The following is a 20,950-nucleotide window of genomic DNA, read 5'->3' as shown; positions in this document are numbered from 1 at the left end:
CCACGGAGTCCGTGAATTCTTCGTCCGGCGTCAAACCCCGGCAAAGGGCGGGCAATGCACTGGTCGGGCGCGGGAGCGCGGAGCCGGTCTCAGACCCGGGGGAACCGGCCCTGGAGCGTCCAGATGTTCGGGTTGTCGGCCAGGTCGGGGTGCATGTCGAACAGGTCGGCGAGGGTGTCCTGGAGGAAGTCCCGGGCCTCGCGGCGCAGCTCGCTGTGGCGCACCACGGCGGGCGGTTCGTCCCGCAGCCAGGTGGCGGTGACCTCGACCCAGTTGAAGCGGCGGGCGAAGCGCAGCAGCTCGGTGTTCTGGGTGAAGTCGAGGTCGGCGGTCTGCACCCGGGCGGCCCGGGAGCCGTCCGGGTCGCGGTCGAGCTGCTCGACGATGTCGCACAGCGCCCAGGCGAAGTCCAGCACCGGCACCCAGCCCCAGCGGGTGGAGAGTTCGGCGCCCTCGGCGTCCAGATAGACGTCGCCACAGAACAGGTCGTACCGCAGGGAGCGCACGGAGGCGGTGCGGTAGTCGGTCTGCGGGGGGTCGGGGAAGCGGTTGGAGAGGGAGTAGCCGAGCTCGATCACACAGGCCATTGTCGGGGCTCGGGGCGCGGGCCGGTAACCGGGTGCCGTCCGCGGGGGCGTGCGGATAACCGGGTGACCCGGCGCGCCGGGCGCGGGATGATGGGCGCATGCCCGAGCCCATCCGCGTACGGGGGTCGGTGGTCGTCCCCGACGCCGAGCTCGTCTGGCGCTTCTCGCGTTCCTCCGGCCCCGGTGGCCAGCACGTCAACACCTCCGACTCCAAGGTCGAGCTGCGCTTCGACCTGGCCGCCTCGAAGGCGCTGCCCGAGGTGTGGCGCCAGCGCGCCGTGGAGCGGCTGGCGAACCGGCTGGTGGACGGCCGGGTGCTGGTGGTCCAGGCCTCCGAGTACCGCTCGCAGTGGCGCAACCGGGAGGCGGCCGCGGCCCGCCTGGCGGCGCTGCTGACCGAGGCGTGCGCTCCGCCGCCGAAGGCCCGGCGGGCGACCAGGCCGAGCCGGGGGATGGTCGAGCGGCGGCTGTCCAACAAGCGGCAGCGCTCCGAGCTGAAGCAGGGGCGGCGCGCCCCGCGGCAGGACTAGCCGGGCCTGTCCGTCGGGTTCCGGCGGACAGGGCGAGGCCCCGGGAGACAGGCCCTAGCCCAGGGCGCGGTAGCCGCCGCGGAAGTAGAGCAGCGGGCGGCCGCCGGGGTTGGGGACCGCGGCCTCCAGGACGCGGCCGACCAGCAGGGTGTGGTCGCCCGCGGGTATCCGCTGCTCGGTGCGGCACTCGACGGTGGCCAGCGCGTCCTCGATCAGCGGGGCGCCGCTCTGCGGGCCGCGGTGGTGCGGGGTGTCGGCGAACAGCAGCCGGTCGCTGAGCCGGCCCTTCATGGCGAAGCGGGAGCCGATCGTCTTCTGTCCGTCGGTCAGCACCGAGACCGCCCAGGTGTCGACCCGGGAGAGCACCTCGTCCATCCGGGAGTCCTCACGGACCGAGATCAGCACCAGCGGCGGCTCCAGCGACACCGAGAGGAAGGACGTGGCGGTCATGCCGATGTCCTCTCCGTCCTCCGGGTCGTGGACGGTCACCAGGCTCACGCCGGCGGCGAGCTGGGAGAGTGCTGCCCGGAACTCGTCGGGCGTGGCGTGGGAGGCAGCTTCCGGCTGCGGGGACGGGTACACGTACCGCACGGTAGCTCGCGGCCGCGGGAAACGGCATCGGACCGTGGTCGTAGGACCATCGCCGCGGTCGTGGGCCGGTCCCGGAGCGGACTCACCCCCAGGAGTGAAGCCGGGGGGCCGGCGGGTGCAGCGGGCTTCAGCGTGCGGCCAATGCGGTCGACCACGGGAAATGCTCCGGTAGCGCTTTATGTCCCGCTATGGGGCGGATGAACTGATTAAGGACGCATTAGTGTCGTGTGATTTAAGTCACAAGTGGCGCCCTATTGCTGACCGAGCGTGCCGAACGCTGTGCTCCCTGTGATTCAGTTCTTCTGGCAATCGGACGATAACCAATCAAGAACTATCCGAAGCAGCCGGGGAGCCCCCGCATGGAAGCCGAGTCGGAGCCGTACGTCCGTCTCGCGACCCTCCGCACCTTGCACCGGGTCGTGGCGGACCTCAACGCTGCCCGCAGCCTGGCGGGCACGCTGCAGGCCGTCGTCGAGGGCGCGGTGCACGGACTCGGTTTCGACGCCGCCGCGGTCAGCCTGGTCCGGCCGGACGGCGACCTCGTGGTGGCGGCCGTCTGGGAGCTGGAGGAGAGCCCGATGGGCGGGCCCTCGGTGCTGCTCGGCCAGGTCGGTTCCCGGGAGTCCTGGGACCGGCTGCTCGGCGTCAGCGACCACTGGGGCACCCTGCGCTTCCTGCCGTACGACCGCGGCTGGGCCGTCGCCAGCGACATCCCGCGCTGGATCGGGGACGGCGCGCTGCCCGTCTACGCCAACGACTGGCACCCCGCCGACGGGCTGCTCGCGCCGATGTACAGCGCCGGGGGCGACCTGCTCGGAGTCCTCTCGGTGGACCGCCCGCGCAGTGGCAAACGGCCCGGCGCGTGGACCCGCGAGGCGCTGGAGATGTTCTCGCTGCAGGCCTCCATCGCGATCGGCAACGCCCGGCTGCGGGCCGAGATGCAGCGCGCGCTGGCCCGGCTGGAGAAGGAGCAGCAGGCGCTGCGGGCCAGCGAGGAGAGCTTCCGACAGGCCTTCGAGTACGCCCCCAGCGGGATGGCCATCACCGAGCTGCACGGCGCCGGGCGCGGCCAGCTGACCAGGGTCAACGACGCGCTCTGCCGGCTGCTCGGCCGCCCCCGCGCGGTGCTGCGCCAGCAGAGCTTCGCGGACCTGGTCCACCCCGAGGACCGGGCGTTGTTGGAACGCACCAGCGCCGAGAGCGGCCGGGCGGAACTGCGGCTGTCCCGGCGGGACGGCGGCTACCAGTGGGTCTGCCTGCGCAACTCGATCGTGGCGGACGCGGCCGAGGGCCCGAGCTTCCTGCTCACCCACGTCGAGGACATCGAGGACCGCAAGCGCCACGAACTCCAACTCGCCCACCGGGCCAGCCACGACGCGCTCACCGGCCTGCCCAACGGTGCCGAGCTCAAGGCCCGGCTGGGCCGCCGGCTCTGCTCCGAGTCGCAGCCGGTCGGCGCCGGCGTCAACTCCGGCGAGGCGGGCTACCCGGCGTCGTACGGCTACCCGGCCGACTCGTACAGCGCGCACGCGGCGTACGACGGCCTGGAGGGGGTGGACCCGTACGCCGGGCCGGCGCACGGCTACGGACCGGCCGAGGGCGGCGGCCTGCTGCCCGGCCTGGCCCCGGGCTACGGGGAGCACGTGCACACGGTGGTCCCGGCCGAGTACGGGCCGACCGGCGACGCCTGGCCCGCGCCGTTCCGCTCCGGCCCGGCGGCCCCGGCGGACAAGGGGCTCGCGGTGCTCTTCTGCGACCTGGACGGCTTCAAGTCGATCAACGACCGGTTCGGGCACAACGCGGGCGACGCGGTGCTGGTCGAGGTGGCCCGGCGGCTGAGCGGGGCGGTCCGGGACGGCGACACGGTGGCCCGGCTGGGCGGCGACGAGTTCGTGGTGCTGGCCGACGGGATCGGCCGCGAGGAGGCCAAGGACCTCGCCCACCGGCTGCGCAACGCGATCATCCCGCCGATGCGGATCGACGGACGGGCGATGCGGGTGGGGGTGAGCCTCGGGATCGGCTGGGCCGGCTGCGGGATGAGCATCGAGGAGGTGCTGCACACCGCGGACGAACGGATGTACGACGAGAAGCGCGCCCGGGGCGGCGCCGTGCGCGGGGCGCGCGGGGAGCGCTCGCACCGGCGGGCGGGCTGACCGGGCCCTCCGCGCTTCGACCGGTTGTTTGCCGAGGTCGGTCGGGTGCCGAGCGTTCGGCGCCGCACAGGTTACCCGTGAGTTGTCAAGGGCTCTTTTCCAGCTGTCACGAACGGCAGGTAGGGTGCCCGGTACGACAGCGTCCATGATCTGCGCCGCCCGCAGCCGGCGGCGCGCACCGGATGGGGGAGCAGACCACCGTGACGACCGCCGGCGACAACGGAGTGCCCGAGGGCCAGGGGGGCGGTGCCCCGCAGGACGACGACCCGTTCGGCTACCTCTACCGCCCGGCCGACGGCTCCAGCGGACAGTCGGCCGAGCCGCAGCAGGGGGTTCCCCGGACGTCGTACAGCCGGCCGATGGAGGTCGGGCGCGCGCAGTACGGCCACTACCAGCAAGGGGCGCCACCGCGTGCGCAGCAGCAGCCGTACGGCCAGCCCGGCCCGTACGGCCAGCAGCCGATGCCGCAGCAGCAGGCCCCGTACGGCCAGCCCGGCATGCCGCCGCAGCAGGCCGAGTACGGCGTGCCCACCCAGCAGACCCGCTACGCCGAGCACTCCCGGCCGCAGCCGGGGGAGGACCGGCCGAGCAGCGGCCGGAGCAAGGGCGCGGTGATCGGCGCGGTCGCCGTGGTCGCGGCGATCGCGATCGGGGCGGGGATCGCGCTCTCCACCGGTGACCCGGACGGTGACAAGAACGCCAAGGGCGGTACCGCGACCACCGCCCCGCCGGCCCCCAGCACCCCGGCGACCAGCGCCACCACCGGGACGGCCTCGCCCTCGGCGGGCGCCACCGCCACCAACGGGCCGTCGACCGTGGACGCCGGCCAGTTGCAGGGCCAGAACGCGCCGTCCGGCAACAGCGTCAAGGGCGCCAAGTCCGCCGACGGCAGCTACCTGACGCTCCAGCAGGGCGGCACGGTGACCTGGAACGGCCAGGTCGCCGCAGCCGGGACGTACAAAGTGACCGTTCACTACAACAACCCCGGCGGGGACGTGAAGGGTGCGGCGTCGGTCAACGGGAAGGACTGGCCGAGCGGCGTCACGTACAAGAACTACAACGCCGGCAAGGACCCGTCCTCCTCGTGGTTCACCACGTTCATCCTTCCGCAGCTCCAGGCGGGCCAGAACAGCGTCACCTTCATGCCGCCGCCCGGCGCGACGGTGCTGATCGACCAGATCGCCATCGAGCCGAGCGGCTGAGGCCGCCTCAGGACGCACCGCGGCCGCCCGTCCCCTTCCGGGGAGGGCGGCCGTCGGCGTTGTGCGGCAGGGTTCGCTCGGGCCGGTTCGCTCAGGCGGACCTGACGGTGGCGAAGGTCTCGCCGCCGCGCACCCACCGACCGCGGCGCATCACGGCGACCAGGTCGTAGCCGTCGGAGTCGAGCACGACCAGGTCGGCGAGCTTGCCGGTCTCCAGCGAGCCGATCGAGTCGGAGAGGCCGAGCAGCCGGGCCGGGGCGGCGGAGAGCGACTCGACGGTCTGGCCGAGGGTCAGGCCGTTGACGGTGACCGAGCGCTTGAACGCCACGTCCAGGGTGAGGGTGGAGCCGGCGATCGCGCCGCCCTCGACCAGCCGGGCCACGCCGTCGGTGACCTGGACCTGGAGGGGGCCGAGGGGGTAGAGGCCGTCGCCCATGCCGGCGGCACCCATGGCGTCGGTGATCAGGGCGACGCGGTGGGCGCCGGCGGTGCGGTAGGCGAGGTCGAGGACGGAGGGGTGCAGGTGTACGCCGTCGTTGATGAGTTCGACGGTGACGCGTTCGTCCTCCAGGAGGGCGACGATGGGGCCGGGGGCGCGGTGGGCGATGCCGGGCATGGCGTTGAACAGGTGGGTGGCGACGGTGGCGCCGGCGTCGACGGCCCGCAGGGTGGTGGTGTAGTCGGAGTCGGTGTGGCCGACGGCGGCGATCACGCCGAGGTCGGCGAGCATGCGTACGGAGTCGAGGCCGCCGGGGAGTTCGGGGGCGAGGGTGACCATCGTGGCGTGGCCGCGGGCGGCGTCGACGAGCTTGCGGACGAGGGCGGGGTCGGGGTCGCGCAGCAGGTCGGGGCGGTGGGCGCCGCAGCGGTGGTGGGAGATGAAGGGGCCCTCGAAGTGGATGCCGGCCAGGACGCCGTCCTCGACGAGTTCGGAGAGGACGTGGGCCTGGCGGGCGAGGTCGTCGATCTCGCCGGTGACGGTGGAGGCGACGGTGGTGGTGGTGCCGTGTCGGAGGTGGGTGCGGGCGGCGAGCAGGGCCTCCTCGGCGATGCCGGAGGCGTAGGAGGCGCCGCCGCCGCCGTGGACGTGCAGGTCGACGAAGCCGGGGACGACGGTGTGGCCGGTCAGGTCGAGGTCGCCGGGTCCGGTCTGGCCGCCGAGGCCGGCGATGCGCTCGCCCTCGACGGCGATGCGGTCGCTCTCGACGACGCCGCCGGGCAGGACGAGTCGGGCGCCGGCCAGGGCAGTGCGGTCACGGTCCGCGGTGGTCACGCGGTCACCTCCAAGGAGAGCAGATCCCAGGCGAGCAGGCCCGCGCCCAGGGACGCGGCGGTGTCTTTGAGCATCGCGGGTACGACCTTCGGGGGCACCTGGAAGGTCAGGCGCTCGGTGACCGCCGCGCGCAGCGGAGTGAGGAGCGTGTCGCCGGCCTCGGCCAGCCCACCGCCGACGATCACCGTGGACGGGTCGAGCAGGCTCTGGGCGAGCACGATGCCGTCGGCCAGGGCGTCGACGGCGCACTGCCAGACCGCGAGCGCGCGATCGTCCCCGGCGTCCACCGCGGCGGCGCAGGACGCCGCGTCGGCGTCGGGGTCACCGCCGGCCTCGGCCCAGGCCCGGGAGACGGCGGAGGCGGAGGCCAGCGTCTCCAGGCAGCCGCGGGCGCCGCAGCCGCACCGGGGGCCGCCGGGGCGGACCACGACGTGGCCGATCTCGCCGCCGTAGCCGTGGGCACCGGCCTCGATCCGGCCGTTGATGCCGATGGCGCCGGCGATGCCGGTGCCCAGGGCGATGAACAGGAAGCGGCCCACGCCCCGGCCGGCACCGAGCCGGCCCTCGGCCAGGCCGCCCGAGCGCACGTCGTGGCCGAGGGCCACCGGCATCGCGGGGCCGCCGGGGGCGGCCAGGCGCTCGCCGAGCAGCTTGCGCAGCGGGAGGTCGCGCCAGCCGAGGTTGGCGGAGAAGACCGCGATCCCGTTCTTCTCGTCGATCGTGCCGGGCACGGCCACGCCGGCCGCGACCGGGGCGAGGCCGAAACGAGCGTGCCCCTCGTCCGCCAGGTCGGCGGCGAAGTCGAGGATGGCGGCGACGACGGCGTCGGTGCCGTGCTCCCGCCCGGTCGGGCGGCGTGCTTCGAACAGCACGGAGCCGTCCTGGGCGAGCAGCGCGGCCTTCATGCCGGTGCCGCCTACATCGAGTGCGATGACGTGCTTCACGGAGGACAGTTTCCCTTGGGCGGTCGAAGAGGTCTAGTCCAGTTGTCGGATTGGTCTGGTCCATGCTGGGTGAGCTTTGTCTCGGGTGCGGGGGTGCGCGGGACGTGGGCCGACGGCCCGCGGCCGCTTCGTGTTGCGCATCGTGCAATGAAGCCGGGCACTTCGGTAACTACTCGGCGGGTGGGGTCGAGTGGTGTGGACCAGTGGGCGACGGGTTTGGCAGTGTTGCGCCTCCCCCCTGCCGGATTCCCTCAATCCGGCCGCAGTTCTTCCCCTGAAGGCGGTACCCGCGTTGAACAGGCGCGTCCACGTTTCCACCCGTGTGCTCGGTAGTGCGATGGCCGGAGCACTGGTGCTCACCGCGGTCAGCGCGTGCGGCGGGCAGGGCAGCGGGCCGGTCACGCTCAAGCTGGTCGCCGCGGACTACGGGGAGAACGCCGAGACCAGCTCCAAGCGTTACTGGGACGAGGTCTCCAAGGCCTTCGAGGCCGCCAACCCGGGCATCAAGGTCCAGGTCGAGGTCGACAACTGGACCGACATCGGCAAGAAGGTCGACGACATGATCGCGGCCGGGAAGTCGCCCGACCTGCTGCAGAGCGGCGGGTTCGCGGAGCAGGTCGCGGCGGACCGGCTGTACCCGGCGGCGGACGTGCTCTCGATGGACACCCAGGCGAAGTTCATGGACAACTTCGCGCACGCCGGGCAGGTGCTGGGGATCCAGTACGGGATTCCGTTCGTGTCGTCGTCGCGGGTGCTCTTCTACAACAAGGCGGTCTTCAAGCAGGCCGGCATCGCCCAGCCGCCGACCACCTGGAACGAGCTGCGGGCGGCCGCCGAGAAGATCAAGGCCAAGGTGCCGGGGGTGACCCCGTACGGGCTCCCGCTGGGGCCCGAGGAGGCGCCGGCCGAGTCGATGCTGTGGACGCTGAGCGGCGGCGGGACCATCTCGGACGACGTCGGCAACTACACCATCGACAGCGACCAGAACCAGGCCACGTTCACCTGGCTGAAGAACAACCTGGTGAGCACCGGGCTGACGTACGCCGACCCGGGCAAGATGAACCGCACTCCGGTGTTCCAGGACTTCGCGTCGGGGAAGGTCGCGATGCTGAACGGGCATCCGACGCTGCTGCGGATGGCGTCCGCCGGGAAGATCGACTTCGGGACGGTGCCGATCCCGAGGAAGGACGGCGTCACCAGGACCGGGAGCCTCGGGGTCGCGGACTGGATGATGGCGTTCAAGGCCAACGGGCACAAGAACGAGATCAAGAAGTTCCTGTCCTTCGTCTACACGCGCGATTACCAGCTGAAGTTCGACGAGCAGTACAACCTGCTGCCGGTGACCCAGGACGCGTTCAGCCAGATGTCGTCGGACCCGAAGCACGAGGACCTCAAGCAGTTCGCGGTCGGGCTGACCAACGCGAGCTTCTACCCGTTCGGGGACCCGGCCTGGGGCGAGGTCAGCAACCGGCTCAAGGCGGGGATCGGGCAGGCCGTGACCGGGGACCCGAAGCAGGTGCTCGGCGGGCTGCAGGACGCGGCGGTGAAGGAGGCGGCCCGGGTCCGCAAGCAGTAGGACCCGGGGCCGGGTGCTTCTCTCAGCTGGGAAGCGTGATCGCGTAGGCCTTGCGGAGGGTCTCGTGGACGGTCCAGGTGGTGCGGTCGCCCTCGCGCAGGACGGCGCAGTCGCCGGGGCCGACGGTGAGGGTCGGGCCGCCCTCGATCTCGATGGTGGCCCGACCGCTGAGCACCACGAACATCTCGTCGGTCTCGACGTCGGTGACCACGCCCGGGGTGATCTGCCAGATGCCGCGCAGCTGGCGGCCGTCGGGGGACTCGGAGAGGACCTTCCCGGTGACCTCGGGGGTGCCGGAGACGATCTGGGACGGGTCGAGGGGCTCGGGCTCGAGGTCGGCGGCGGGGATGTTCACGGCGAAGCTGATCATGGGGTGACGGTAGCTCGGCGGCGGGGGCCCGGGCGTCCCCCAGAGTGTGTCGGGGTTCGGCGGGAGAATGACACTCCGTAGTGATGGGCGGAGGTGTTCTCGGTGGGCGAGCTGAGTGAGCGGGACCGGGCGGTGCTGGCACTGGAGGGGCGGCAGTGGCGGACGGCCGGGGCCAAGGAGCGGGCGATCCGGGAGGAGCTCGGGCTCTCGTCGACGCGGTACTACCAGTTGCTGAACGGGCTGTTGGACCGGGAGGAGGCGCTGGCGTTCGCGCCGGTGCTGGTGAATCGGCTGCGGCGCGTGCGGGATGCCCGGCGGGCGGCTCGCTGACGGGGGGGTGTTCGTGTGTGTGGGGGGCGGGTGGAGCGGCGGGGGTGGGGGTGGGTACGGGGTGGGAGCGGGGTATGTGCGTCCGTATGGGCCTTGAAGAGATGGTTGTGCCGGCCACTGGTGCCGGGCGGGACGGGTTGCGGGCGATTCTGGCGGCGCCGGGGGATGCGGTGGTCGCCTTGGATTTTGACGGGACTTTGGCGCCGATCGTGGCGGATCCCTCGCAGGCGCGGGCGCAGCCAGGGGTGGTGGGGGCGTTGCGGGGGTTGGCGTCCGTGCTGGGGGCCGTGGTGGTGGTGACGGGGCGGCCTGCCGGGTTGGCGGCGGAGTACGGGGGGTTCGACGGGGTGCCGGGGCTGGTGGTGCTGGGGCACTACGGGGCCGAGCGGTGGGAGGGGGGCGTGGTGACGGCGCCGGAGGTGCATCCGGGGGTCGCGGGGGTGCGGGCGGCGTTGCCGGGGGTGTTGGAGCGGGTGGGGGCGCCCGAGGGGACGTGGGTGGAGGACAAGGGGCGCTCGGTGGCGGTGCACACCCGGCGGACGGGGGCGCCGGAGGAGGCGTTGGAGCTGTTGCGGGCGCCGGTGGGGGAGTTGGCCGCCGAGTTCGGGCTGGTGGTGGAGCCCGGGCGGCTGGTGTTGGAGCTGCGGCCGCCGGGGGTGGACAAGGGGGCGGCGCTGGCCGGGTTCCTGCGGGAGCGCGGGGCGCGGTCGGTGCTCTACGCGGGGGACGACCTGGGGGATGTGGCGGCCTTCGCGGCGGTGGAGAAGCTGCGCGGGCAGGGTGTGGCGGGGCTGCTGGTGTGCGCCGGGGCGGTGGGGGACGCGCCGGTGCGCGAGCTCGCCGACCGGGCGGATGTGGTGGTCGACGGCCCCGAGGGTGTGGTGGAGCTGTTGGGTGCCCTGGAGGAGGCGGTCAGAGCGCGTTGAGCTGGTCCAGGAACCACTGCTGCGGGGGGAGCGCGGTGGCCGCCGCGGCCAGTCGCTTGGTGCGGCCGGCGCGTTCCTCCCGGCTCATGGTGAGGCCGGTGAGCAGCGCCTCGGCGGTGGCGATGATGTCGTACGGGTTGACGGTGAGGGCGTCCTCGGCGAGTTCGGCGTGGGCGCCGGCCTCGCGGGAGAGGACGAGGGCGCAGCCGTTGTCGGAGACGACCGGGACTTCCTTGGCGACCAGGTTCATGCCGTCGCGGATCGGGTTGACCAGCGCGACGTCGGCCAGCCGGTAGGCGGCGAGGGAGCGCGGGAAGTCGTCGTTGACGTGCAGGATCAGGGGCTGCCAGGTGGGGGTGGCGAACTCGGCGTTGACGGCCTCGGCCAGTTCCCGCACGGCGGCCGTGTAGTCGCGGTACTCGGCCAGATCGGTGCGGGAGGGGTAGGCGAAGGCGATGTGCACCACCCGGTCGTGCCACTCGGGGTGGGTGCGGAGCAGATGCCGGTAGGCCTGGAGGCCGCGGACGATGTTCTTGCTGAGTTCGGTGCGGTCGACCCGGACGATGGTGCGGCGGTCGCCGACGGCGGTGCGGAGGGCGGCGAGGCGTTCGTCCACGTCGGGGCGGTGGGCGCGTTCGCGGAGGAAGTCGGCGTCGGCGCCCAGGGCGTGGACGCCGAGGTGGGTGGTGCGGCCGATGGGGGTCCCCCCGGCCGAAGGCTGGGTGACGGTGACGGTCATCGCGTCGTGGTCGACGGTGGCGCCGAGGAGGTCCTCGCAGCAGGCGGCGAAGGCGCGGGCCCAGCGTTCGGTGAGGAAGCCGGCCCGGTCGGCGCCGAGGACGCCGGTGAGGACGGCGCGGGCGACGTCGTCGGGGAGCAGCCGGTAGTACTCGGGCGGGGCCCAGGGGGTGTGGGAGAAGTGGCCGATCCGCAGGTCGGGGCGGGCCCGGCGGAGCAGGGCCGGGACCAGGGAGAGGTGGTAGTCCTGGACGAGGACCGCGGCGTTCGGGGCGGCTTCGGCGGCGAGGGCCTCGGCGAAGGCGGTGTTGTAGGCCTGGTAGGCGGCCCATTCGGTGTGGAAGTCCGCGTCGAAGGAGGGCGCGGTGGGGGTCGCGTAGAGCAGGTGGTGGACGAACCAGAGGGTGGAGTTGGCGACGCCGTTGTAGGCGCGGGCGAAGGTCTCGGGGTCGATGTCCAGCATCCGTACGGCTTGGCCGCCGACGTCGTGGCCGGCCAGGTCGAGGCGGCCGTCGGGGGCTTCCCGCGCGGCTCGGCGGTCGGCGTCGCCGAGGGCGGCGCAGACCCAGACGGCGTTGGGGTCGGCGATGGCGGAGAGGCCGGAGACCAGGCCTCCGCCACCGCGGCGCAGGGTCAGCGTGCCGTCGTCGGCGGTGCTGAACGACACCGGTCCCCGGTTGGAGGCCACCAGGACGGGGGCGGTGCCGGTCGCGCTCGAACGTTCGGTCGTGAGATCGCCCATGGTTGGCATGTTGCCGGGGGGTCGGGTTGGCAAACGTCGTGGCTCGTCTTCGCACTCGCGTCGTCCGCCCGGAGGGCGGGCCCCGCAGGCGGGAGTGGGACGGGCCCCCTAGTGACGGGTCGCGTACTCGGGGAGGGTGTGCATCGGCGGGCGTTCCAGGGCCGTCACGGGGTGGGTGTGGGCGGTGAAGGCGCGGGTCTGCGGGTCGCGGGTGAACTGGGTGAGGTGAGGGTGGACCAGGTCGGCGGAGGCCTTGAGGCGGTGGGTGCGGTCGAGGCGTTCCAGGGCGGTGCGGTAGATGGTGGCGGCCATCCGGCCGAGGGCCTGGCCGTCCTGGTGGCGGTGGTGCCGGACGCCGACGTCGACCTGGGCCAGGCCGTCCAGGCCGACCAGGTCCAACGCGTCGACCAGGAGGCCGAGTTCGACGCCGTAGCCGGTGGGGAAGGGCAGTCGTTCGAGCAGTGAGCGGCGGGCCGCGTACTCGCCGCCGAGGGGCTGGACGAAGCCGGCGAGTTCCGGCCAGTGGAGGTTGAGCAGGGGGCGGGCGACGAGTTCGGTGACCCGGCCGCCGCCGGCCGGGACGATCGCACCGCTCTCGGTCTCCAGGGGCCGGTCGTACATGGCCTTGACCAGGTGGATGTCCCCGTCGGTCAGCAGCGGGCCGATGATGCCGGAGACGAAGGCGGGGTCGAACTCGCGAAGGTCGGCGTCGATGAAGCAGACGATGTCGCCGTGGGTGACCAGCAGCGAGCGCCAGAGCACCTCACCCTTGCCGGGGACGGCGGGCAGCCGGGGCAGGATGGCGTCGCGGTGCTCCACCCGGGCGCCGGCCTCGGCGGCGATGGCGGCGGTGGCGTCGGTGGAGCCGGAGTCGAGGACGACCAGTTCGTCGACCAGAGGGATGCGGTCCATCAGTTCGCGGCGGATGGTGCGGACGATGTCGCCGACGGTGGCCTCCTCGTCGAGTGCGGGGAGGACGACGCTGACGGTCTGCCGGGTGCGCCGTTTGGCCTCCAGCAGGGTGTGAACCGGCCGGTCGGCCGCGCTCCACGAGCGGCGGCGCAGCCAGGACGCCGCCTGTGGGAGGAGTGCGGGGGTCGGTTCGGCGGGCACGGCGGGTCTCCTCGGCGTGGTCGGGTGGAACGGGCCATCTCGCGTGGCGGACGGCCCCTTTCAGGGGTGACGCCTTCGGATACAGTCTTCGTACAGCGGTCGGACCTTCGCGCGCCGGGGTCGCCGCTGAACCACAACTTCACAAGCTCATCCAGAGGGACTGAGGGAACGGCCCGTTGACGTCCCGGCAACCTTCTCGCTCGGCTGTCGTACAGGCCCCGGCGGGACAGGTGCCAATTCCGGCCTGTGGCGCGACCGCGCCCCGGGGAAGATGAGGAGAGAGGCCTCCGCCACCATGGCTATCGACACTGCCGCACCCTCCCCCAGCCTTCGGCCGGGGGGACCCCCGCCCGTTGACCTCGGCCCCGCCGCCGCGTTGTCCTGTCGGGAGTGCGGCACCCGGTTCCCGCTCGGTCCCAGCTTCGCCTGCCTGGAGTGCTTCGGGCCGCTGGAGATCGCGTACGAGTTCGGGAGCGAGCGCGCGGAGGAGCTGCGCAAGCGGATCGAGGCCGGTCCGGCGTCCATCTGGCGCTACGCGCCGCTGCTGCCGGTGCCGGCCGATGTGGCGTCCAAGCCGAACCTGAACCCGGGGTGGACCCCGCTGGTGAAGGCGGACAACCTGGGCCGGGAGCTCGGGTTCACCGCTCCGCTGCACGTGAAGGACGACTCCGGCAACCCGACGCACTCGTTCAAGGACCGGGTGGTGGCCTGCGCGATCGAGGCGGCGCGGGCGTTCGGGTACACCACGCTGTCCTGCTCCTCGACCGGCAACCTGGCCGGCGCGGTGGGGGCGGCGGCGGCCCGGGCCGGGTTCCGGTCCTGTGTCTTCATCCCGCACGACCTGGAGCAGGGCAAGGTCGTGATGGCCGGGGTGTACGGCGGCGAGCTGGTCGGCATCGAGGGCAACTACGACGACGTGAACCGCTTCTGCTCGGAGCTGATCGGGGACCCGGCCGGCGAGGGCTGGGGCTTCGTGAACGTCAACCTGCGTCCGTACTACGGCGAGGGCTCCAAGACGCTGGCGTACGAGATCTGCGAGCAGCTGGGCTGGCGGCTGCCGGAGCAGATCGTCATCCCGATCGCCTCGGGTTCGCAGCTGACGAAGATCGACAAGGGGCTGCAGGAGCTGATCAGGCTCGGCCTGGTGGAGGACCGGCCGTACCGGATCTTCGGGGCCCAGGCCGAGGGCTGCTCGCCGGTGTCGGCCGCGTTCAAGGCGGGCCGGGACGTGATCAAGCCGGTCAAGCCGGACACCATCGCCAAGTCGCTGGCGATCGGCAACCCGGCGGACGGCCCGTACGTGCTGGACATCGCCCGTCGGACCGGCGGGGCGGTCGAGGACGTCACGGACGCGGAGGTCGTGGCGGCGATCCGGCTGCTGGCCCGGACCGAGGGGATCTTCGCCGAGACCGCGGGCGGGGTGACCGTCGGCGTGCTGAAGAAGCTGGTCGAGACCGGTCGGCTGGACCCGGCCAAGGAGACCGTCGCGATCAACACCGGCGACGGCCTGAAGACGCTGGACGCCGTCTCCGACGCCGGGATGACCGCCGTCATCCGCCCGACCCTGGAGTCGTTCCGCTCCGCCGGCCTCGCGTCCGCCTGAACCACCCCTACCCCCCGCTAGGAGAGCCATGAGCGCCAACGTCCGCATCCCCACCATCCTGCGCACCTACACCGGCGGCGCCGCCGAGGTGTCCGCCGAGGGGGCCACCCTGGCCGAGGTCATCGCCGACCTGGAGAAGAACCACGCGGGTATCTCCGCCCGCATTCTGGACGACACCGGCAAGCTGCGCCGTTTCGTCAACGTGTACGTGAACGACGACGACGTGCGTTTCGCCGAGGGCCTGGCGACCGAGATCAAGGGCGGCGCCAGCGTCTCGATCATCCCGGCGGTGGCCGGCGGCTGCTGAGCCGTCGCGAACCCGCTTCCCGGCCGCCCGTACGTACGGAATTCGACTCTCCGTATGCGCGGGCGGTCGTCGGCATTTCGGCGGGAATATTTCCGGGTCAAGTCGGAGTAGAGTGTGGCTCTGCTGGGAACGGGGGCTTCCCTCTCGGCTCGCGCGGCGCTTCGCCGGAGCTCGTCCGGACACTGGGGCCGGGTTGAGTTCAGGGCCGTGAAACATGTCAGGCGGATGTCAGAATTCCTGCAGGGATTTGGGTAATTCGTCCGCTATGTCCGGCGCGAAATGCCGAGTTTCTCCCAGCTTGCTCGGCCTTGTCTCTTGACGGGTCTATGGAATTCCCGTCGGCTGACCCTGTTGCAGAGGGCGTCGATCCGGATACATTCAGCGGCGGTCGACGTAATCACCCGCTCACCGGGAGCCGTTCGGTGTTCCGGGCGGAGGATTGCGGCGTGCACGGCTGCGCCCAGGGGGGGTTCCCCGGGCCGGCCTCCAACCAGACCCGGGCCCGCGACCTGCGGGCACGTGAAGGGCCAGCACAGCACTAGGGGAGTTCGGAATGGCTCAGGGCACCGTCAAGTGGTTCAACGCGGAGAAGGGCTACGGCTTCATCGCGGTCGACGGTGGTGCGGACGTCTTCGTCCACTACAGCGCTATCCAGATGGACGGCTACCGCACCCTCGAGGAGGGCCAGCGGGTCGAGTTCGAGATCTCCCAGGGACAGAAGGGCCCGCAGGCGGACATGGTTCGCGCGGCGGTCTGACCCCTTCCGGCTCCAGGAGCTCGGCACGGCCCACGGCTAGTGGACCTCGTGCTTCTCGGCGGGCCCGTACGACACGCGTCGTGCGGGCCCGTTCGCGTTCCCGTCCGCCTTCCCGGCGGGCTCGACGGCGGCTCGCGGGTTGCCGATTGGGCTTGCACTCGACCACCCGGAGTGCTAATCATTGGCGTTAGCACTCACAGCGTGAGAGTGACAGCGGACCGGGTCGGTGAGGCCCCCGGGAGCGGTAGGGGAATGGACCCCCGCACACCAGGGCCGTCCGTCGCGGGCACCCCTTGGTCCGAGCAGTCGACCGTGTCCCGGAGGACCACTTCAGATGGCCAAGATCATCGCCTTTGATGAGGAAGCTCGCCGCGGCCTTGAGCGTGGCATGAACCAGCTCGCCGACGCAGTGAAGGTCACGCTCGGCCCCAAGGGTCGCAACGTCGTGCTGGAGAAGAAGTGGGGCGCCCCCACGATCACCAACGACGGTGTCTCCATCGCCAAGGAGATCGAGCTCGAGGACCCGTACGAGAAGATCGGTGCGGAGCTCGTCAAGGAGGTCGCCAAGAAGACGGACGACGTCGCGGGTGACGGCACCACCACCGCCACCGTGCTGGCCCAGGCCCTGGTTCGCGAGGGTCTGCGCAACGTCGCCGCCGGCGCCAACCCGATGGCCCTGAAGCGCGGTATCGAGAAGGCCGTCGCCGCCGTCTCGGACCAGCTGCTGGCCCAGGCCAAGGACGTGGAGACCAAGGAGCAGATCGCCTCCACCGCCTCCATCTCCGCCGCTGACACCCAGATCGGCGAGCTGATCGCCGAGGCCATGGACAAGGTCGGCAAGGAAGGCGTCATCACCGTCGAGGAGAGCAACACCTTCGGCCTGGAGCTCGAGCTCACCGAGGGCATGCGCTTCGACAAGGGCTACATCTCCGCCTACTTCGCCACCGACCTGGAGCGCATGGAGGCGACCTTCGAGGACCCGTACATCCTCATCGCCAACTCCAAGATCGGCTCGGTCAAGGACCTGCTCCCGCTGCTGGAGAAGGTCATGCAGAGCGGCAAGCCGCTCGTCATCATCGCCGAGGACGTCGAGGGCGAGGCCCTGTCGACCCTGGTCGTGAACAAGATCCGCGGCACCTTCAAGTCCGTCGCCGTCAAGGCCCCGGGCTTCGGCGACCGCCGCAAGGCCATGCTCGGCGACATCGCCATCCTCACCGGCGGCACCGTGATCTCCGAGGAGGTCGGCCTCAAGCTGGAGAACGCCGGCATCGACCTGCTGGGCACCGCCCGCAAGGTGGTCATCACCAAGGACGAGACCACCATCGTCGACGGTGGCGGCGACAGCGAGCAGGTCGCCGGTCGCGTGAACCAGATCCGCGCCGAGATCGAGAACAGCGACTCGGACTACGACCGCGAGAAGCTCCAGGAGCGCCTCGCCAAGCTGGCCGGCGGCGTGGCCGTCATCAAGGCCGGCGCGGCCACCGAGGTGGAGCTCAAGGAGCGCAAGCACCGCATCGAGGACGCCGTCCGCAACGCCAAGGCCGCCGTCGAGGAGGGCATCGTCGCCGGTGGTGGCGTCGCCCTGCTGCAGGCCGGTGTCGCCTTCGACAAGCTGGAGCTGGACGGCGACGAGGCCACCGGTGCCAACATCGTCAAGGTCGCGCTGGAGGCCCCGATCAAGCAGATCGCGACCAACGCCGGCCTGGAGGGTGGCGTCGTGGTGGAGAAGGTGCGCAACCTCCCCGCCGGTCACGGCCTGAACGCCGCCACCAACGAGTACGTCGACCTGGTCGCCGCGGGCATCATCGACCCGGCCAAGGTCACCCGCTCCGCGCTGCAGAACGCCGCCTCCATCGCGGCGCTGTTCCTCACCACCGAGGTCGTCATCGCCGACAAGCCGGAGAAGGCCGCCGCGGCCGCCGGCGGCGGCATGCCGGGCGGTGACATGGACTTCTGATCCTGATCGCCTCGATCGGATCGGTTGATTCCCCGTCCGCGTGGGCGGCTCCCTTCGGGGGGCCGCCCACGCGGCGTTTCGGCGTTCGGGGTGGGTTGGGGAGAGGATGGACGGATGGCTTCCGATGACATCGAGACCGCCCTGCACAACGCGCGGGCACTGATCCTGGCCGACCTCACCGCGCGGGACGTGGCGGACGCCGCCGTCGTCTCGCTGGTGGAGCATGCCGTCACGCACCGCCGCTGGTGGCTGGAGCAGTGGCCGGACGGCACCGAGTACGTGCTCGGGCTGGTCGCCCAGGACGTCCAGGACGCGCTGTTGGAGGCGTACGGGCGGTGGCCGCTGTGCACCGCCTGCGCGGCTGGCGGCGACCCGCACGCGCTCAGCGTGGAGCCGGAGTTGGGGCCGGAGCCGCACTGGGTGTGCGGCAAGCAGGGTGCGGCGGTGGCGCCGGTGGGGGAGCTGGTCTAGCTCGGTCTAGCTCTCCAGCTTTTGGAGTTCGGCCGTCAGGTTGGCGCGGGCGGGCGCGGTGAAGCGCCCGCGTCCGGCGGGGGTGCGGTAGAGCGCCGGGAGCGCGAGGAGTTGGCGCAGGACGGCGGCCCGGCCCGCGCGGAAGTCCGGGTCCGGGACGAAGCCGTACTCCTCGCGGACGGCGGCCGCGTACGCCGCGTACGCCTCGGGGGAGCCGCCGAGGACGGCGAGGTCCGCGTCGCAGAGCACCTCGCCGTCGCGGTCGCCCGGGGCGGGGTCGTGGGTGACGGTGAGCAGGACGAGGCGTTCGACCTCGGCGACCCGCGCGGCGGGCAGGCCGGCGGCGGTCAGCGCGCGGACGGCCAGGGCGGCGCTGCGCTCCTCGTTCTCGGAGCGGTCGGGCCGGTAGACGGCGTCGTGGAACCAGGCGGCGAGCCGGACGGCGTCCGGGTCGGCGGCGTGCCCGGCGAGTTCGTCGACGTACCGGAGCACCGCGTCCAGGTGCTCGGGGGTGTGGTAGCGGCGCTGCGGCTCGGACCAGCGGCGCAGCAGCTCCCGGCCGTACGGTTCGGGGTCGTCGGTGGCGTCGCAGCGGTGGAGCAGGGCGGTCCAGGCGGTCAGCAGGTCCTCGGTCGCGGTGAGCATGCGGCTCATTGTGTCGGCTGGTTCCGGTGGACGGGATGTGCCGGTCGACGATATATGTAGACGTATGACAGAACGCTCCATGCAGGAGCCGACGCTGCTTCTGCTCACCGCGTTGGCCGACGCCCCGAGGCACGGCTACGCGCTCATCCAGGAGATCTCCGCGATCTCCGACGGCCGGGTCAAAATGCGGACCGGCACGCTCTACGGCGCGCTCGACCGGCTGCTGGGCCAGGGCCTGATCGAGGTCGCCGCCGAGGAGGTGGTGGACGGCCGTGCCCGGCGCACCTACGCGCTGACCGACGCCGGTCGGGGTGCGCTGGCCACTGAGGCCGAGCGGCTGAAGGCCGTGGCCACCGAGGCGGAGCGCCGGCTCTCCGTCGCCGTTGTCAGTCCGAGGGTCAGGGGGGCCTTCGCATGAGCATGAGTGATTCGACCCTCGTCGTTCGGACGGCGCTGGCGCTCTATCCGGGCCGTTACCGCCGGGAGCGCGGCGACGAGCTGGCCGTCGTCTTCGCCGACACCACCGCCGAGGCGGGCCCGGTGGCCAGGGTCCGGGAGCTGTTCGACCTGGGCGCGTACGGGTTGCGGATGCGGACCGGGCTGACCTCGACCTCCACGGGCGGGCGGCTGGCGGCGCTGGCCGCGCCGCTGGTGGTCGGGGCCGCCGGAGGGTTGGCGGCGGGTCAGGCGCTGCTGAGGTACCTGGAGTCCGAGGTGCCGCACATGAGATGGGGGCTGCTGCACTTCCTGTCCTTTTGGGGGCTGCTGGGGGCGGCGGTGCTCTCCGCCGTCGCGGCGCTGCTCGGGCGGTGGACGGTGGCGAAGCTGCTGTCCGGGGTGTCGGCGCTGGCCGCGGTGGCGGACCTCGCGTGGGAGGCGAGCCGTCCGGGGCTCCTTCAGCCGCTGTGGACCTTCCTCGAAGTCTTCCAGTGGGACGGGCCGTTCGTGCTCTGGGCCCTGGTGCTGCTGGCCGCGCCGAAGGACGTCCTGCCGGCGCCGGCCTGGCGGGAGCGGGGCCTGGTGCTGGCGGCGGCGGTGCTGACCCCGGTCGTGGCGTTCGCGGACAACGTCTACACCAGCTGGTACCACCTGGACCGGCAGTGGCGGGCGCTGATGATCGTGGTGCCGCTGCTGATGGTGTTGACGGCGGTGCGCGGCTGGTACCTGGTGGCCGTTCCCGGGCTCGCGGCGCTGCCGTGGACGTTCAGCGTCAACCTCCACGCGCTGTGGCAGCAGGAGGGCGGGGCCTGGAGGCTGCTGCCGATGATCGTGCTGACGGTCGCGGTGTCCGTGGCGCTGGTGCTGGTGGGCCGTCGGAAGGGTCCCGCCGGGCCGGGCGGTCGGCAGTTGGTCTGAGCGGGGGCGAAAGGGGGGTGCGGTCTCGCCGGGGGGCGGGCGGATGTGGCAGGCTGTCGATATGTCTAGACCAATTTTCGAAGTCATCGCGCTGACGCCCCAGGACGCCCAGGCTGCCGAGTCGGGAGGCGCCGACCGGCTCGAACTGGTCACCGACATGGCCGCCGACGGGCTCACCCCGTCCGTGGCGGACTTCGCCCGGATCCGGGCCGCCGTCGGCATCCCGCTGCGCGTCATGCTGCGGATCCGGGACGGCTTCGCGCCCGGTGACCTGGACGAGCTGTGCGCCCGGGCCGCCGCGCTGCGGGCCGAGGGGGCCGAGGAGTTCGTCTTCGGCTTCCTTGACGCGGACGGCGCCGTCGACCTCGTTGCCACCGTGGCCGTCGCCGAGGCGATCGCCGGCTGCCGCTGGACCTTCCACCGGGCGATCGACCACAGCGCCGACCGGGCCGCCCTGCGCGCCGCCGTCGGCGCCCTGCCCGGGCTGGACACCTTCCTCACCTCCGGTGCGGCCGCCGGGGTCGACGCCGGGCGCGAGGTGCTGGCGGCCGAGCTGGCCCGCAAGGGCGGGCCCGGGTACGCCCAGCGGATCCTGATCGGCGGCGGCCTGCGGGCCGAGCACCTCAAGGAGCTGCGGGCGGAGGGCTTCGACGCCTTCCACGTCGGCGGCGCGGTGCGGGTCGACGGCTGGCGGACGTCGGTGGACGCGGCCAAGGTCGCCGAGTGGCGGGCGCTGATCGACGCCTGAGTGTGTATCGGAAGGGGCCGGTCCTGTTCGC

The 20,950-nt window shown here is 72.3% G+C and carries 22 protein-coding genes and 1 riboswitch; of the genes, 14 read left to right on the top strand and 8 right to left on the bottom strand.

Annotated elements, in window-relative coordinates:
- Positions 1 to 89: 89 nt before the first annotated feature.
- Positions 90 to 587, bottom strand: coding sequence for a hypothetical protein (locus tag ACH4E7_RS22460; protein ID WP_396250790.1), 498 nt, complete (start codon positions 585 to 587; stop codon positions 90 to 92).
- A gap of 98 nt (positions 588 to 685) precedes the next feature.
- Between ACH4E7_RS22460 and arfB the strand changes: the two genes are divergently transcribed.
- Positions 686 to 1,117, top strand: coding sequence for an alternative ribosome rescue aminoacyl-tRNA hydrolase ArfB (gene arfB / locus ACH4E7_RS22455; protein WP_396250789.1), 432 nt, complete (start codon positions 686 to 688; stop codon positions 1,115 to 1,117).
- 54 nt (positions 1,118 to 1,171) lie between these two features.
- On the opposite strand, the gene ACH4E7_RS22450 is transcribed toward arfB, so the two are convergent.
- Complete coding sequence (locus tag ACH4E7_RS22450; protein ID WP_396250788.1) at positions 1,172 to 1,699, bottom strand: flavin reductase family protein; 528 nt, start codon at positions 1,697 to 1,699, stop codon at positions 1,172 to 1,174.
- A 368-nt stretch (positions 1,700 to 2,067) separates the two neighbouring features.
- On the opposite strand from ACH4E7_RS22450, the gene ACH4E7_RS22445 reads away from it, so the two are divergent.
- Positions 2,068 to 3,861 (top strand): diguanylate cyclase domain-containing protein, encoded by a 1,794-nt coding sequence (locus ACH4E7_RS22445; protein ID WP_396250787.1) that lies wholly within the window; start codon positions 2,068 to 2,070, stop codon positions 3,859 to 3,861.
- 200 nt (positions 3,862 to 4,061) lie between these two features.
- Positions 4,062 to 5,063: a hypothetical protein gene (locus ACH4E7_RS22440; protein ID WP_396250786.1), complete on the top strand. Its 1,002-nt coding sequence runs from the start codon at positions 4,062 to 4,064 to the stop codon at positions 5,061 to 5,063.
- A gap of 91 nt (positions 5,064 to 5,154) precedes the next feature.
- Here the strand turns inward: ACH4E7_RS22440 and nagA are convergent, their stop codons facing one another.
- Together nagA and ACH4E7_RS22430 are read right to left on the bottom strand one after the other, a co-directional pair.
- The gene (gene nagA / locus ACH4E7_RS22435; protein WP_396250785.1) at positions 5,155 to 6,336 is read right to left on the bottom strand and encodes an N-acetylglucosamine-6-phosphate deacetylase; all 1,182 of its coding nucleotides are present in this window, start codon (positions 6,334 to 6,336) and stop codon (positions 5,155 to 5,157) included.
- On the bottom strand, positions 6,333 to 7,280 hold the full coding sequence (locus ACH4E7_RS22430) for an ROK family protein (protein ID WP_396250784.1): 948 nt from the start codon (positions 7,278 to 7,280) through the stop codon (positions 6,333 to 6,335). Before ACH4E7_RS22430 ends, nagA begins: the two co-directional genes overlap by 4 nt.
- 337 nt (positions 7,281 to 7,617) lie before the next feature.
- Here ACH4E7_RS22430 and ACH4E7_RS22425 point away from each other — a divergent pair, with 337 nt between their 5' ends.
- On the top strand, positions 7,618 to 8,856 hold the full coding sequence (locus ACH4E7_RS22425) for an extracellular solute-binding protein (RefSeq protein ID WP_396250783.1): 1,239 nt from the start codon (positions 7,618 to 7,620) through the stop codon (positions 8,854 to 8,856).
- A 22-nt stretch (positions 8,857 to 8,878) separates the two neighbouring features.
- Here ACH4E7_RS22425 and ACH4E7_RS22420 read toward each other — a convergent pair whose 3' ends face one another.
- Complete coding sequence (locus ACH4E7_RS22420) at positions 8,879 to 9,226, bottom strand: cupin domain-containing protein (RefSeq protein ID WP_396250782.1); 348 nt, start codon at positions 9,224 to 9,226, stop codon at positions 8,879 to 8,881.
- A 102-nt stretch (positions 9,227 to 9,328) separates the two neighbouring features.
- Here ACH4E7_RS22420 and ACH4E7_RS22415 point away from each other — a divergent pair, with 102 nt between their 5' ends.
- Positions 9,329 to 9,556 carry a DUF3263 domain-containing protein gene (locus ACH4E7_RS22415; RefSeq protein WP_396250781.1) on the top strand — a complete coding sequence of 76 codons (228 nt, stop codon included), beginning with the start codon at positions 9,329 to 9,331 and terminating at the stop codon, positions 9,554 to 9,556.
- A 74-nt stretch (positions 9,557 to 9,630) separates the two neighbouring features.
- A complete protein-coding gene (gene otsB, locus ACH4E7_RS22410) occupies positions 9,631 to 10,482 on the top strand; it encodes a trehalose-phosphatase (RefSeq protein ID WP_396250780.1) in 852 nt (283 codons plus the stop codon).
- On the opposite strand, the gene ACH4E7_RS22405 is transcribed toward otsB, so the two are convergent.
- Together ACH4E7_RS22405 and ACH4E7_RS22400 are read right to left on the bottom strand one after the other, a co-directional pair.
- Entirely contained in the window at positions 10,469 to 11,962 is a 1,494-nt protein-coding gene (locus ACH4E7_RS22405) for a trehalose-6-phosphate synthase (protein ID WP_396250779.1), read from the bottom strand. The two genes, otsB and ACH4E7_RS22405, sit on opposite strands and share 14 nt — an antisense overlap.
- A gap of 108 nt (positions 11,963 to 12,070) precedes the next feature.
- Positions 12,071 to 13,075 carry a glucosyl-3-phosphoglycerate synthase gene (locus ACH4E7_RS22400; RefSeq protein ID WP_396250778.1) on the bottom strand — a complete coding sequence of 335 codons (1,005 nt, stop codon included), beginning with the start codon at positions 13,073 to 13,075 and terminating at the stop codon, positions 12,071 to 12,073.
- Positions 13,076 to 13,219: 144 nt separating this feature from the next.
- Positions 13,220 to 13,353: riboswitch (SAM riboswitch) on the top strand.
- Between the two features lie 17 nt (positions 13,354 to 13,370).
- Between ACH4E7_RS22400 and thrC the strand changes: the two genes are divergently transcribed.
- From thrC to ACH4E7_RS22375, 5 genes are all read left to right on the top strand, one after another.
- Positions 13,371 to 14,678, top strand: a complete 1,308-nt coding sequence (thrC, locus tag ACH4E7_RS22395; RefSeq protein WP_396250777.1) for a threonine synthase — start codon at positions 13,371 to 13,373, stop codon at positions 14,676 to 14,678.
- Positions 14,679 to 14,706: 28 nt separating this feature from the next.
- The gene (locus ACH4E7_RS22390; RefSeq protein ID WP_355671336.1) at positions 14,707 to 14,985 is read left to right on the top strand and encodes a MoaD/ThiS family protein; all 279 of its coding nucleotides are present in this window, start codon (positions 14,707 to 14,709) and stop codon (positions 14,983 to 14,985) included.
- A 553-nt stretch (positions 14,986 to 15,538) separates the two neighbouring features.
- A complete protein-coding gene (locus ACH4E7_RS22385; protein ID WP_030289665.1) occupies positions 15,539 to 15,742 on the top strand; it encodes a cold-shock protein in 204 nt (67 codons plus the stop codon).
- Positions 15,743 to 16,076: 334 nt separating this feature from the next.
- Positions 16,077 to 17,699 (top strand): chaperonin GroEL, encoded by a 1,623-nt coding sequence (gene groL, locus ACH4E7_RS22380; RefSeq protein WP_396250776.1) that lies wholly within the window; start codon positions 16,077 to 16,079, stop codon positions 17,697 to 17,699.
- Positions 17,700 to 17,813: 114 nt separating this feature from the next.
- On the top strand, positions 17,814 to 18,170 hold the full coding sequence (locus tag ACH4E7_RS22375) for a hypothetical protein (RefSeq protein WP_396250775.1): 357 nt from the start codon (positions 17,814 to 17,816) through the stop codon (positions 18,168 to 18,170).
- A 6-nt stretch (positions 18,171 to 18,176) separates the two neighbouring features.
- Here the strand turns inward: ACH4E7_RS22375 and ACH4E7_RS22370 are convergent, their stop codons facing one another.
- A complete protein-coding gene (locus ACH4E7_RS22370) occupies positions 18,177 to 18,815 on the bottom strand; it encodes a hypothetical protein (protein ID WP_396250774.1) in 639 nt (212 codons plus the stop codon).
- Between the two features lie 64 nt (positions 18,816 to 18,879).
- Between ACH4E7_RS22370 and ACH4E7_RS22365 the strand changes: the two genes are divergently transcribed.
- The 3 genes from ACH4E7_RS22365 (at position 18,880) to ACH4E7_RS22355 (ending at position 20,919) form a co-directional block, all read left to right on the top strand.
- A complete protein-coding gene (locus ACH4E7_RS22365) occupies positions 18,880 to 19,233 on the top strand; it encodes a PadR family transcriptional regulator (RefSeq protein ID WP_396250773.1) in 354 nt (117 codons plus the stop codon).
- Positions 19,230 to 20,171: a hypothetical protein gene (locus tag ACH4E7_RS22360; protein ID WP_396250772.1), complete on the top strand. Its 942-nt coding sequence runs from the start codon at positions 19,230 to 19,232 to the stop codon at positions 20,169 to 20,171. Before ACH4E7_RS22365 ends, ACH4E7_RS22360 begins: the two co-directional genes overlap by 4 nt.
- Before the next feature lie 61 nt (positions 20,172 to 20,232).
- The gene (locus tag ACH4E7_RS22355) at positions 20,233 to 20,919 is read left to right on the top strand and encodes a copper homeostasis protein CutC (protein ID WP_396250771.1); all 687 of its coding nucleotides are present in this window, start codon (positions 20,233 to 20,235) and stop codon (positions 20,917 to 20,919) included.
- Positions 20,920 to 20,950: the final 31 nt, after the last annotated feature.

It is taken from the genome of Kitasatospora sp. NPDC018058, assembly GCF_044327205.1.
Lineage (GTDB): Bacteria > Actinomycetota > Actinomycetes > Streptomycetales > Streptomycetaceae > Kitasatospora.
The sequence above is the reverse complement of the archived record's forward strand: the minus strand, read 5'-3'. Positions and strand labels throughout refer to the sequence as shown.

Coding starts and splice junctions, on each gene's coding strand:
- otsB (WP_396250780.1), top strand. CDS start 9,631: ATGTGCGTCCGTATGGGCCTTGAAGAGATGGTTGTGCCGGCCACTGGT.
- ACH4E7_RS22425 (WP_396250783.1), top strand. CDS start 7,618: ATGGCCGGAGCACTGGTGCTCACCGCGGTCAGCGCGTGCGGCGGGCAG.
- ACH4E7_RS22375 (WP_396250775.1), top strand. CDS start 17,814: ATGGCTTCCGATGACATCGAGACCGCCCTGCACAACGCGCGGGCACTG.
- ACH4E7_RS22360 (WP_396250772.1), top strand. CDS start 19,230: ATGAGCATGAGTGATTCGACCCTCGTCGTTCGGACGGCGCTGGCGCTC.
- groL (WP_396250776.1), top strand. CDS start 16,077: ATGGCCAAGATCATCGCCTTTGATGAGGAAGCTCGCCGCGGCCTTGAG.
- ACH4E7_RS22420 (WP_396250782.1), bottom strand. CDS start 9,226: ATGATCAGCTTCGCCGTGAACATCCCCGCCGCCGACCTCGAGCCCGAG.
- ACH4E7_RS22405 (WP_396250779.1), bottom strand. CDS start 11,962: ATGGGCGATCTCACGACCGAACGTTCGAGCGCGACCGGCACCGCCCCC.
- ACH4E7_RS22390 (WP_355671336.1), top strand. CDS start 14,707: ATGAGCGCCAACGTCCGCATCCCCACCATCCTGCGCACCTACACCGGC.
- ACH4E7_RS22365 (WP_396250773.1), top strand. CDS start 18,880: ATGACAGAACGCTCCATGCAGGAGCCGACGCTGCTTCTGCTCACCGCG.
- thrC (WP_396250777.1), top strand. CDS start 13,371: ATGGCTATCGACACTGCCGCACCCTCCCCCAGCCTTCGGCCGGGGGGA.
- arfB (WP_396250789.1), top strand. CDS start 686: ATGCCCGAGCCCATCCGCGTACGGGGGTCGGTGGTCGTCCCCGACGCC.
- ACH4E7_RS22445 (WP_396250787.1), top strand. CDS start 2,068: ATGGAAGCCGAGTCGGAGCCGTACGTCCGTCTCGCGACCCTCCGCACC.
- ACH4E7_RS22370 (WP_396250774.1), bottom strand. CDS start 18,815: ATGCTCACCGCGACCGAGGACCTGCTGACCGCCTGGACCGCCCTGCTC.
- ACH4E7_RS22355 (WP_396250771.1), top strand. CDS start 20,233: ATGTCTAGACCAATTTTCGAAGTCATCGCGCTGACGCCCCAGGACGCC.
- ACH4E7_RS22385 (WP_030289665.1), top strand. CDS start 15,539: ATGGCTCAGGGCACCGTCAAGTGGTTCAACGCGGAGAAGGGCTACGGC.
- ACH4E7_RS22460 (WP_396250790.1), bottom strand. CDS start 587: ATGGCCTGTGTGATCGAGCTCGGCTACTCCCTCTCCAACCGCTTCCCC.